The organism is Zoogloea ramigera, from assembly GCF_006539865.1.
Taxonomy (GTDB): Bacteria; Pseudomonadota; Gammaproteobacteria; order Burkholderiales; family Rhodocyclaceae; genus Zoogloea; species Zoogloea ramigera.
Genome location: NZ_BJNV01000030.1, coordinates 45,095 through 56,034 on the forward strand (window position 1 = coordinate 45,095; position 10,940 = coordinate 56,034).

Consider the following 10,940-nt stretch of genomic DNA (forward strand, 5'->3'; position numbering starts at 1 on the left):
GCCAGGACGCCCCTCGCCCCTATACCTCCGCCGTGGATTCCTGCCGCGGCGCGACGGCGCGATAATCACGCCCATTCCGCCCACCCCAGCCAAGCCCATGCCCCGCTACCAGCACATCCTCTTCGACCTCGACGGCACCCTGATCGACTCCGCCCCCGCCATCCTCGCCAGCTACCGCGAAGCCTTCTCCCGCTGCGACGTGGCGCCGGCGCGCGCCATCGACGAGAGCATCGTCGGCCCGCCGCTCATCGAAACCCTGCAGCTCATCACCGGCAGCCACGACAAGGCCCTCATCGAGCGCCTGGCCGACGGCTTCAAGGCCAGCTACGACAGCGAAGGCTACAAGCAGACCGCCGCCTACGCCGGCGTCGGTACAATGCTCGAAGCCCTGAAGAGCGCCGGCCTGCAGCTCTCGATCGCCACCAACAAGCGCATCCTGCCGACCCGCCTGATCCTCGCCCACCTGGGCTGGCTGGGCTACTTCGAGCACATCTACGCCCTCGACCTGTTCGAACCCCGCCTCCCCGACAAGGCCGCGATGATTGCCCGCCTGCTGGCCGACCACGAACTGCCGGAGGGCCGCTCCATCTACATCGGCGACCGCAGCGAGGACGGCGAATCCGCCGATGCCAACCAGCTGCCCTTCATCGCCGCAACCTGGGGCTACGGCAGCATCGAAGCCGCGGCGATGGCCGGACACTGGCGGGCAGCGGCCTCGCCGGCAGAGCTCGGCGCTCTCCTGCTGGCAGACTGAACACAGGGCACCGCCTTGGCATTTCAGGCAGGCATCCACTAGACTCGAGGGTCCCGCAAAGCCTCTGCCCGACGAGCCGTAGCACCGGCCGCGGGCCCGATCCCGCCATGCCCACAGCCCGCCCGGCCAGCATCCTCCGCCCTGCCCTCTTCCTGGCAGCCATCGCCCTCGTCGCCAGCGGCCCCGCCGACGCGCGTCGCGTTGGTGGCGGCCGGTCAGTGGGGATGCAGCGCAGCGTCTCGACGCCCCACGCCACACCTGACGCCCCTACGAGCCACCTCGCCCCGACGGTCACCTACAGCCGGGCCGTGGGTGAAGCCCGCTACGGCGGCAGCGATCTGCCGGGCGACGTCGCCCGCGTCGCCTTACGCTCGCGCTACCTCGAAGAACAAAGCCGCCGGGAAGCCGAAATCCTGGAGCGCCGCCGCGCCGAACGGGCCCTCCGCGGCAGTGGCCGCGCGTCGGAGGATGAAGCCGGCCCGAACACCGCCGCCCCCCCGTCCCACCCTGGCCAAGCCTCCACCGCGTCCTCCCCGCCGCCAGTGAATCGCGCCCCACGCCCGGCCGACCCGAACTTTGCCCGCCTCACCGACGGCGCGGGCCCAGCGGCCACCGCCTGCGAGTTCAAGCCCGTCATGGCCGACCGGGACTACCTTGCCTGCGGCATCACGCCTCCCGGCCTCCAGGCCGAGCTGCGCTGAGCCCTGTGCGCCGGGCGGAGGCGCGGGGCAGACGGCCAGCCCAAGCCCCCGAATAACCCGCCTTTCCCCCCGCTGTTCCAGTCTAAGCCCCTCCCCTGCCACGCATAACATCGTCTCCATCCCCCATTGGAGCGATGATGAAAGCCGTGATCCTCGCGGGTGGCCTCGGCACCCGCATCAGCGAAGAGACCGTCAATCGGCCCAAGCCGATGATCGGCATCGGCGGCCGGCCGATCCTCTGGCACATCATGAAGATCTACTCCAGCCACGGCATCCACGACTTCGTGATCTGCTGCGGCTACATGGGCTATGTGATCAAGGAGTACTTCGCCAACTATTTCCTGCACATGTCCGACGTCACCTTCGACATGAGCCAGAACAGCATGGAGATCCACGAACGCCACGCCGAGCCCTGGCGCGTCACCCTGGTGGACACCGGCGACACCACCCAGACCGGCGGCCGCCTCGGGCGGGTGCGCAACTATCTGCAGGACGACGACGCCTTCTGCTTCACCTACGGTGACGGCCTCGCCGACATCGACATCAGCGCCGAGATCGCCTTCCACCGTGGCCATGGCAAGCTCGCCACCGTTGCCGCCGTGCAGCCGCCCGGGCGTTTCGGGGCACTCGAGCTGGATGGCAGCTCGGTCAGCGCCTTCGTCGAAAAACCCCTGGGTGACGGCGGCTTCATCAATGGCGGCTTCTTCGTGCTGTCCCCCACGGTGCTGGACCTCATCGACCACGACCAGACCGTTTTCGAGGGGCCCGTGCTCGGCGAGCTGATCCAGCGCGGGCAACTGGCCGCCTTCGAGCACACCGGCTTCTGGCGCCCGATGGACACCCTGCGCGACAAGCTCGTCCTCGAAGACCTCTGGAACCGCGGAGCCGCCCCATGGAAAAACTGGTGACCCCTGCTTTCTGGCGCGGCCGGCGGGTCTTCGTCACCGGCCACACCGGCTTCAAGGGCGGCTGGCTCAGCCTGTGGCTGCAGCACCTCGGCGCCGAGGTCTTCGGCTACGCCCTGCCGCCCTCCACCGTGCCGTCGCTGTTCGACGAGGCCGGCGTGGCGGACGGCATGCACTCGGTGCTTGGCGACATCCGCGATCCCGCAAGGCTCGCCGAAGCCCTCGCCAGCGCCCGCCCCGAAGTCGTCCTGCACCTGGCGGCCCAGCCGCTGGTGCCGCTCTCCTACGCCGAACCCGCCGCCACCTTCGCCACCAACGTGATGGGCACCGTCAATCTGCTCGAAGCCGTGCGTGACACGCCGGGGGTGCGGGCGGTCGTCGTGGTCAGCAGCGACAAGTGCTACGAAAACCACGAGTGGGTGTGGGGCTACCGGGAGACCGACGCGCTCGGCGGCCACGACCCCTACTCCGCCAGCAAGGGCTGCACCGAGCTGGTCGCAGCCTCCTACCGCCACGCCTTCCTGGCCGGCCAGGGCGTCGCGCTTGCCACCGCCCGCGCCGGCAACGTCATCGGCGGCGGCGACTGGACCGCCACCCGGCTGGTGCCCGACGTACTGGCCGCCTTCGCCGCCGGCGAGCCGGTGCTGCTGCGCAACCCCGGCGCCATCCGCCCCTGGCAGCATGTACTCGAGCCCCTGGCGGGCTACCTGGCGCTGGCCCAGCGGCTTGCCACGGAGATCGACACCCCATCGGCCAGCTGGGCCGACGCCTGGAACTTCGGACCCGACGCCCGCGACGCGCGCAGCGTCGCCTGGGTCGTCGAGCGCCTCGCCCGGGGCTGGGGCCCCGACGCCCGCTGGAGCGCCAGCACCGACGCCCACCCCCACGAGGCCCACACCCTCAAGCTCGACTGCAGCAAGGCCCACAGCCGCCTGGGCTGGCACCCCCGCTGGGACGCCGAAACGGCCATCGCCAGAACACTCGCCTGGCACCAGGCCTGGCGCGGCGGCGCCGACATGCGCCGCTACACCCTCGACGAAATCACCGCCTTCGCACGCCAACCATGAGCCTCATCCGCCACACCCTGCGCCCCGACGCCGACGGCCGCCTGCAGCTCGACCTCCCCGAGCTCGCCGGCCAGGACCTCGAGATCATCGTCCGCCCGGCCCGCCCTGCCGCCAAGCCCCGCGCCTGGCAGGCCGGCGTCGACCCGGTGCCGCCCTCCGGCAAGGTTGTCGGCGACCCCGAAAAAGACGCCATGATCGACGCCGCGCTCGACGCCTGGCTCACCACCGGCCGCTTCAACGACGCCTTCGAGGCGCGCCTCGCGGCCTTCGTCGGCACCGCCCACGCGCTCACCGTCAACTCCGGCTCGTCGGCCAACCTGGTGGCCTTCTCCACGCTCACCTCACCTCGGCTGGGTGAGCGGGCCATCAAGCCGGGCGACGAGGTCATCACCGTCGCCGCCGGCTTCCCGACCACCGTCAACCCGATCATCCAGAACGGCGCCGTGCCGGTCTTTGTCGACGTGACGCTACCCGGCTACAACATCGACGTGGCCATGCTCGAAGCGGCCCTCTCGCCGCGCACCAAGGCGATCATGATCGCCCACACCCTCGGCAACCCCTTCGACCTCGATGCCGTGTGTGCCTTCGCCGAGGCCCACGGCCTGTGGCTGGTGGAAGACTGCTGCGACGCCCTCGGCTCCACCTGGAAGGGCCGCAAGGTGGGCACCTTCGGCCACCTCGCCACGCTGTCCTTCTACCCCGCCCACCACATCACCATGGGCGAAGGCGGCGCCGTGCTGACCAGCGACCCCACGCTCCGCCAGATCGCCGAATCCTTCCGCGACTGGGGCCGCGACTGCTGGTGCAAGCCCGGCTGCGACAACACCTGCGGCAAGCGCTTCGGCTGGCAGCTGGGCAGCCTGCCGCAGGGCTACGACCACAAATACACCTACAGCCACATCGGCTACAACCTCAAGATCACCGACATGCAGGCCGCCTGCGGCCTGGCCCAGCTCGACCGGCTGGACGGCTTCATCGCCGCCCGCAAGCGCAACTTCGAGCACCTCGGCGCGGCGCTGGCCGACGCCCGGGATTTCCTCGTCCTGCCCGAAGCCACGCCTGGCAGCGACCCGTCCTGGTTCGGCTATCCGATCACCCTCCGGCCCGAGGCCGGCGTCAACCGGGTCGACCTGCTGCAATACCTCGACCAGCACAAGATCGGCACCCGCCTGCTGTTCGCCGGCAATCTGGTGCGTCAGCCATCGATGGCCGGCCGCAACTTCCGCGTCGTCGGCACCCTGCCGGTGGCCGACCGCATCATGCGCGACACCTTCTGGATCGGCGTGTGGCCGGGGCTCACGGAGGCGCAGCTGGATTACGCCGCAAGCAAGCTTCTGAGCTTCGTCGGCGCAGCGTTCGACGGATGACCGCGATGCCCAAGGTCATCGAAACCCTGTTGCCGGGCTGTCTCGTCTTCGAGGCTTTCAGCGCCGGCGACGCGCGCGGCAGCTTCTGCAAGCCGTTCTCGTCGAGTTGGGGGAGCTCATTTGGCAGCTTTGCCGCCAAAGAGTTCTTCTACTCCACGTCGGCACGCGGGGTGCTGCGCGGCATGCATCTACAGACCGGCAACGCGGCCCACGCTAAGATCGTCTTCTGCATCGAGGGCGAAATCCTCGATGTGGTACTGGACCTGCGCCAGAACGCGGGCTTCGGCGCCAGCAAAGCCTGCCGCCTGTCGGCCAGTAACCGGCTTGCTATTCTAGTACCGCCCGGCCTCGCTCATGGCTTTCTCACCCTATCGGAAAGCGCCACTGTCGGCTATCTCGTGACGACGCCCCACGACCCGACCCAAGATACCGGCGTGCGCTGGAACAGCTTCGGTTTCGCCTGGCCGCCAGTCGGGACCGTTTCCTCGCGGGACGCGAACCTGCCTGAGCTGGACGACTTCCCACCTCAACCGGAGACGCATATTCCATGAGACTCTTCATCACCGGAGCCACGGGCTTCGTAGGGAGTCATTTGGTGCGTCAGGCCCTCGCCGCCGGCCACGAAGTGCTCGCCCTGCGCCGCCCGGGTAGCACACCCCGCATCCCTCTCACTACAGAGCCCAAATGGCTCGAGGGAGATCTGGAGTTCTTCGACGCGGGCAGCCTATGCCACTGCGACGTGATGATCCACGCCGCAGCCCACTCCGCCAACACGCCCTACGACAGTCTCGACGCCTGTATTCGTTGGAATGTCCTCGCAGCACTCCAGGCAGTCACCCGCGCACACGCAAGCGGCATCAGGGGCTTCGTCTTCGTGGGTTCGTGCTTCGAGTACGGAAACAGCGGCGGCGACTTCACCGCGATTCCCGCCGACGCTCCGCTCCGCCCCATGGGGAGCTATCCAGTCTCCAAGGCCATGGCGGGCCTAGCCCTGCTCGAATTCGCCCGGGAGCGGCAACTCTGCGCCAGCCTCGCCCGGCTCTTCCATGTGTATGGAGAAGGTGAGCCGAGCGGACGCTTCTGGCCGTCACTCGCCCGCGCGGCTGCGGACGGCCAGGATTTCGCCATGTCCGATGGCACCCAGGTACGCGATTTCGTTCCGGTGGAAACCGCCGCCTACCTGCTGCTGCGGGAAGCTGAACGTCTCGACACGCTTGATCTCCCGGAGCAGACCGTGGCCAACCTCGGCACCGGGCAGGGCCAGCGCCTCGTGGACTTCGCTGCCGCCGAATGGCGCCGCCTTGGCGCCGCCGGAGCCCTTCTCCCCGGCACCTACCCGCGCAGGATCGGAGAGGTCGAGAGACTGGTGGCCGACCTCACCCGCCGTCAGTGGCCCTGCTCGACGACTCCCCCCAGCGCACCTCCCCACTCCGCCCGATACGGACACACACGATAATGACCCAAGTCTCCAGCTCCCCGACCGTCACAATCCTGGTTCCGACGTTCAACCGACCGGAGCTCCTGACGGGCTGTCTCGATTCGATCCTTGCACAGACTTATCCCCACTACTGCGTCGAGATCTTCGACAACGCTTCGACGCCGCCCGTCACCCTGCCACCACACATCGCCAACGATCCGCGCTTTTCAATCACGCGCATCAAAGTGAACAGCATGAGGCGCCAAGCGCTGCTGGCCAGGATGCAAGCCATCGAAACCCCTTACACGGCGTTCCTGTTCGACGACGACAGGTGGGAAGCAACCAAGCTTGCAGAACAGATCGAGCTCCTCGAAGCGCGGCCCGATATCGTGGCCTGCTTCACCCGCGTATCGATCATCGATGACGACGGCAACGCTCAGACCAACCCACCACCTCCCTATCCTCACATTTTTCAGGGTCCCAACCGCAGCCGGGCCGAATGGGTCTCCCACTTTTTCACGTATGGAAACTGCCTGTGCCAACCCTCGGCGGTGATCCGCAGCCCCGCGCTGGCCAGCACCCTGACCCCGCTGCCTCTCGTGCAGCTTTGGGATTTTGCTATCTGGGTCGGACTGCTCAAAGCAGGCAACCTTCACATCCTCGAGAAGCCGCTGACCCAGTTCCGGGTATTCGGCTCCGGTGCCAACGAAAGCGCCCCGACCCCCGAATCGATGAATCGCCTCAACTATGAGACGTCCAGGATCCTCCACCTTTTCCGCGCCCTTCCCGACGAACTGCTGACGGAGGCTTTCATCGGCTCACCCGCCGACACCGAGCTTGCGCCCGACGCCGACGCGCTTGACGAAGCCATCTACGCAGCAGCGACCCGCCTCGGCTCGGCCAACCACTTCCGCTTTGCCGCCGAGTTCGCCGAAACCATATTCCTTCACCATTTCGCCGCCCAGGACGACTACAAGAGTGCAGCCTGGTTCGAACGCTTTGTTGCCGCCGCTAGCCAAACCCGCGCCACGCTTACAGTCCGCTCGGGCCGGCTGCCACCGCCGGCGGACCGCAGCCTGAGCTTCGTCATATGCTCAGTAGACAACACCAAGTTCGCCCACATCAGCAGACGCATCGACGAGATCTGCACGGCCCCCTACGAGATCGTGCGGATCAGTGACGCAAAGAGCCTCTCCGAGGGTTACACCCGCGGCATCGCCCGCGCCCGATACGACAATGTCGTTTTATGCCATGACGACATAGACCTAATGTGCGGCAACGCGCTGGCTGACATTCTGCATGCGGCGCTGCATGAATTCGATGTGGTCGGCGTGGCCGGCGCCCGGGTTCTCAAGAGTGCCTTCTGGATGAACGGCGGCCCCACCAACACGGCGGGTCTCGTCATCCACGGCCCGGCAGGCAAGCCCGACGCCGCCTTCAGTGTCAACTACTACGACAGCAGCGAAGCACCTCGCGTCGAGGTCCAGGCTCTGGATGGTGTTTTCATCGCTGCAAAGAAACAGGTATTCGACAGCGTCCATTTCGACGCTGAATGCTTCGATGGTTTCCACCTGTACGACATCGACTTCAGCTATCGCTGCCATCTGAGAGGCTTGCGCGTCGGCGTCAGCAAGGATCTGCTGCTCGTCCATTCGTCAGTGGGCAATTTCGATGAAACCTGGCTGGATTATGAACAACGCTTCCGCAAGAAATACCCCAGCCTCCACCCGGCACAACTACTGCCGATCCATTCCCCGGCAACGGTTCAAGCCAGCTCCCTGGAAGCGGCAGTTCTGATCTGCCTGAGCCCCGATCCAGCGGGCGGCGAAGGCAAGCGTCGGCCCCGCAAGGGAAACGAGCGCTACGCCCTCTGGCGCCAACGCACGAGCCTCCAGGAGATCGACGCCCAGCTGCTCGCCGAGCGCATGGTGCTCCAGTGGTCCAGTCGCCCCGGCATTCACCTTTTGATGGCGGTCCACCCGGGGGAGGAGAGCCTGCTCGCCGACACCCTCGACAGCCTAGCCGCCCAGATCTACCCCGAGTGGCTGCTGACCGTCGTCACCGCCCTGCCCAAGCCCCCGGAGGCGGACGAGATCCCGCGCCTGCAGTGGCTCGCGCTGCGGGACGCGGTCCACATCGACTACGTCATCGACGAGATGGCCGCAGCCTCGCCAGGCCAGTGGCTCGCCCGCATCGAACCTGGTCTGAGCTTCGAAGCCCATACCCTGCAGGTGCTTGCCGACTACATCAACCTGCACCCGGAATGGCAGTTGATCTACTGCGACGAAGACACCCGCGAAGCGGACGGCAGCTTCAGCGAGCCCCTATTCAAGCCCGACTTCAACCTTGACCTGCTGCGTGCCCAAGCCTACCTCGGCAGCTTCGTAGTGGTCGCCAAGGCCGCTTTCATGGCTGCCGGTCGCTACGGCAGCCACACCGGCGCCGAAAACTACGACCTCGCCCTGCGCGTCCTCGACCAGGCCGGCGAGACCGCCATCGGGCATCTGGACCAGATGCTCGCCCACCTGCCCCGCACGTCCAGCCGCGCGATGCAGCCCGAAGCCGAAAAACAGGCACTAATCAACCACCTCGCCCGCCGCGGCCTGGATGCCGAGATACGCGACGGCCTGCTGTTCGGCACCCGCCACATCGAGTATCGGTGGCCCGACAAGCCGAAAGTCAGCATCGTCATCCCCACCCGTGACCGGGGCGAATATCTGCGGCCGCTGCTCGACAGCATTCAGGAGCGGACGCGCTACCCCGATTACGAAGTCGTCATCGTCGACAATGACAGCCGCGACCCGGACACCCTGCATCTCCTGGCCAGCCTGCAAGATGCCCCCTGCTGGAGAGGGAAGGCTCGCGTCGTGGCCTGCCCCGGCGAGTTCCGCTGGTCGGCCAGCGCCAACACCGGAGCCGAAGCGGCCCATGGCGACTACCTCCTGTTCCTCGACAACGACACCCACGTGGTGCAGGACAACTGGCTGGACCGGCTGATGGGCATCGCCCAGCGCCCGGAGGTCGCCATCGTCGCCCCCCGCCTCAGTTACCCCGAGTCCGGCAAGACCCAGCAAGGCTGCTGGTTCCTCGGCATGGCCGGGACCGTGGGCAACCCCTGGGACAACCAGCTCGAACTCACCGACCCCGGCTACATGGGCCGCGCCCTGTGCGACCAGAACGTCAGCGCCGCCAGCGGTTCGGCACTGCTCGTCCGGCGTCGCGTATTTGCCGAGGCGGGCGGATTCGACACCGCCGACTTCCCGCTTTATCACGGAGCACTCGACTTCTGCCTGAAGGTCACCGGGCTTGGTCACAAAATCGTCTGGACACCCCAGGCCACGCTAGTCCATTACAACGGGGTCTCCATGCAGGCCCGCCAGCGCAAGCCCGAAGGCCGACTCACCGATCAGGTCGCCATCCTGCGCAGCAACGAGACCCTGCTCGATCGCTGGCTCCCCCGCCTCGCCCGTGACCCAGCCTATAACCGCAACCTGAGCCTGATCGACGCCTTCGCGCCTGAACACGTGGCCCCTATGGACTGGGATCCGAGCTTCCATGACCGGCCGCGGATCCTGGCTATCCCGGTGCGCGGCGGTGCCGGTGAATATCGCCTGCGCGCCCCCCTTCGGGTGATCGGTCAAGCCGGACTCGCGCAGACGATGATATGCGAACAACCGAAGGCCGGCATGATGCGCATCCTCATGCCGACCGACATCGCACGTGCCGAACCGGACGTGCTCATCCTCCATCAGCCCCTCGACGACTTTCAAAGCGACGCCATCGAGAACTACGCCCGCCATCTCCCCCGGGTGCGCCGGATCCTGACCATCGACGATCTGCTCACCGAACTCCCTCGCAAACACCCCTCTTACAAACAAGGCTACAAGGACGGGCGCCAGCGTCTGCGCAAGAACCTCTCACTGCTTCACCGGGCCGTCGTCAGCACCCGCCCGCTGGCCGACCTGTGCGCAGAGATGATCGACGACGTCCGGATCATGCCCAACTGCCTGGAGTGGGCAGTCTGGGGCGACGCCCAGCCCCTGCGTCTACCGCGCCAGAAGCCCCGCGTCGGCTGGGCTGGCGCTCAGCAGCACCTGGGCGACCTCGAACTCATCTACCCGGTGGTCGAAGCCCTCGCCGACGAAGTGGACTGGATCTTCATGGGCATGTGCCCGGAGCCGCTCAAGCCCTTCGTGCGCGAATCCCACGGCTTCGAGTTGGACTTCGCCGCCTATCCCAAGGCGCTGGCCCGCCTCGACCTGGACCTGGCCATCGCGCCCCTTGAGATCCATGCCTTCAACGAGGCCAAGAGCAACCTGCGCCTCCTCGAGTATGGCGCGATGGGCTGGCCGGTGATCTGCACCGACATCCACCCGTATCAGAACGCACCGGTCACCCGCCTGCCGAACGAACCCGAAAAATGGATATCCACCATCCGCGAGCAGCTTGCCGAGCCGGCCGCCCTGCGCGAGGCCGGCCTCGCCCTGCAACGCTGGGTCCACGAAGGGTTCATCCTGGAGAACCATACAGCAAGCTGGTTTGCCGCCTACGGACCATGAAGGGTTTCGTTGTCATCGCCTGAAAACCTGTTGCCAGCCGGCGGCCACCCACCGCCGGCTGTGTGATTTTTGAAGCTAAAGCTTTGATTTTTAGCGCCGCTATCAAAAGCCAAGCGGCAATCCGCCTTCTGCACTGGTAGGCGACATTCCTACAAATTGTCAATGTTTTT

8 protein-coding genes are annotated in these 10,940 nt (G+C 66.7%); all 8 read left to right on the plus strand.

Annotation, left to right across the window (positions count from 1 at the left end; translation table 11 throughout):
• Nucleotides 1-97: 97 nt before the first annotated feature.
• The 8 genes from ZRA01_RS10090 to ZRA01_RS10125 all read left to right on the plus strand — a co-directional run bounded on the left by ZRA01_RS10090 (nucleotide 98) and on the right by ZRA01_RS10125 (nucleotide 10,770).
• Nucleotides 98-754 carry an HAD family hydrolase gene (locus tag ZRA01_RS10090; RefSeq protein ID WP_141351756.1) on the plus strand — a complete coding sequence of 219 codons (657 nt, stop codon included), beginning with the start codon at nucleotides 98-100 and terminating at the stop codon, nucleotides 752-754.
• A gap of 107 nt (nucleotides 755-861) precedes the next feature.
• Nucleotides 862-1,455: a hypothetical protein gene (locus ZRA01_RS10095; RefSeq protein ID WP_141351757.1), complete on the plus strand. Its 594-nt coding sequence runs from the start codon at nucleotides 862-864 to the stop codon at nucleotides 1,453-1,455.
• 137 nt (nucleotides 1,456-1,592) lie between these two features.
• Nucleotides 1,593-2,363 (plus strand): glucose-1-phosphate cytidylyltransferase, encoded by a 771-nt coding sequence (rfbF, locus tag ZRA01_RS10100; RefSeq protein ID WP_141351759.1) that lies wholly within the window; start codon nucleotides 1,593-1,595, stop codon nucleotides 2,361-2,363.
• A complete protein-coding gene (gene rfbG / locus ZRA01_RS10105) occupies nucleotides 2,348-3,427 on the plus strand; it encodes a CDP-glucose 4,6-dehydratase (RefSeq protein ID WP_141351761.1) in 1,080 nt (359 codons plus the stop codon). Before rfbF ends, rfbG begins: the two co-directional genes overlap by 16 nt.
• Nucleotides 3,424-4,794 carry a lipopolysaccharide biosynthesis protein RfbH gene (gene rfbH, locus ZRA01_RS10110; RefSeq protein ID WP_141351762.1) on the plus strand — a complete coding sequence of 457 codons (1,371 nt, stop codon included), beginning with the start codon at nucleotides 3,424-3,426 and terminating at the stop codon, nucleotides 4,792-4,794. The genes rfbG and rfbH overlap by 4 nt, the downstream gene beginning before the upstream one ends.
• A 5-nt stretch (nucleotides 4,795-4,799) precedes the next feature.
• Entirely contained in the window at nucleotides 4,800-5,345 is a 546-nt protein-coding gene (locus ZRA01_RS10115) for a dTDP-4-dehydrorhamnose 3,5-epimerase family protein (protein WP_170182935.1), read from the plus strand.
• On the plus strand, nucleotides 5,342-6,250 hold the full coding sequence (locus ZRA01_RS10120) for an NAD-dependent epimerase/dehydratase family protein (RefSeq protein ID WP_141351764.1): 909 nt from the start codon (nucleotides 5,342-5,344) through the stop codon (nucleotides 6,248-6,250). Before ZRA01_RS10115 ends, ZRA01_RS10120 begins: the two co-directional genes overlap by 4 nt.
• The gene (locus ZRA01_RS10125) at nucleotides 6,250-10,770 is read left to right on the plus strand and encodes a glycosyltransferase (protein WP_170182936.1); all 4,521 of its coding nucleotides are present in this window, start codon (nucleotides 6,250-6,252) and stop codon (nucleotides 10,768-10,770) included. The genes ZRA01_RS10120 and ZRA01_RS10125 overlap by 1 nt, the downstream gene beginning before the upstream one ends.
• Nucleotides 10,771-10,940: the final 170 nt, after the last annotated feature.

Bases quoted from the DNA above. Each gene is read 5' to 3' on its own strand.
- ZRA01_RS10125 (WP_170182936.1), top strand. From the start codon at position 6,250: ATGACCCAAGTCTCCAGCTCCCCGACCGTCACAATCCTGGTTCCGACG.
- rfbG (WP_141351761.1), top strand. From the start codon at position 2,348: ATGGAAAAACTGGTGACCCCTGCTTTCTGGCGCGGCCGGCGGGTCTTC.
- rfbH (WP_141351762.1), top strand. From the start codon at position 3,424: ATGAGCCTCATCCGCCACACCCTGCGCCCCGACGCCGACGGCCGCCTG.
- ZRA01_RS10095 (WP_141351757.1), top strand. From the start codon at position 862: ATGCCCACAGCCCGCCCGGCCAGCATCCTCCGCCCTGCCCTCTTCCTG.
- ZRA01_RS10120 (WP_141351764.1), top strand. From the start codon at position 5,342: ATGAGACTCTTCATCACCGGAGCCACGGGCTTCGTAGGGAGTCATTTG.
- ZRA01_RS10115 (WP_170182935.1), top strand. From the start codon at position 4,800: ATGCCCAAGGTCATCGAAACCCTGTTGCCGGGCTGTCTCGTCTTCGAG.
- rfbF (WP_141351759.1), top strand. From the start codon at position 1,593: ATGAAAGCCGTGATCCTCGCGGGTGGCCTCGGCACCCGCATCAGCGAA.
- ZRA01_RS10090 (WP_141351756.1), top strand. From the start codon at position 98: ATGCCCCGCTACCAGCACATCCTCTTCGACCTCGACGGCACCCTGATC.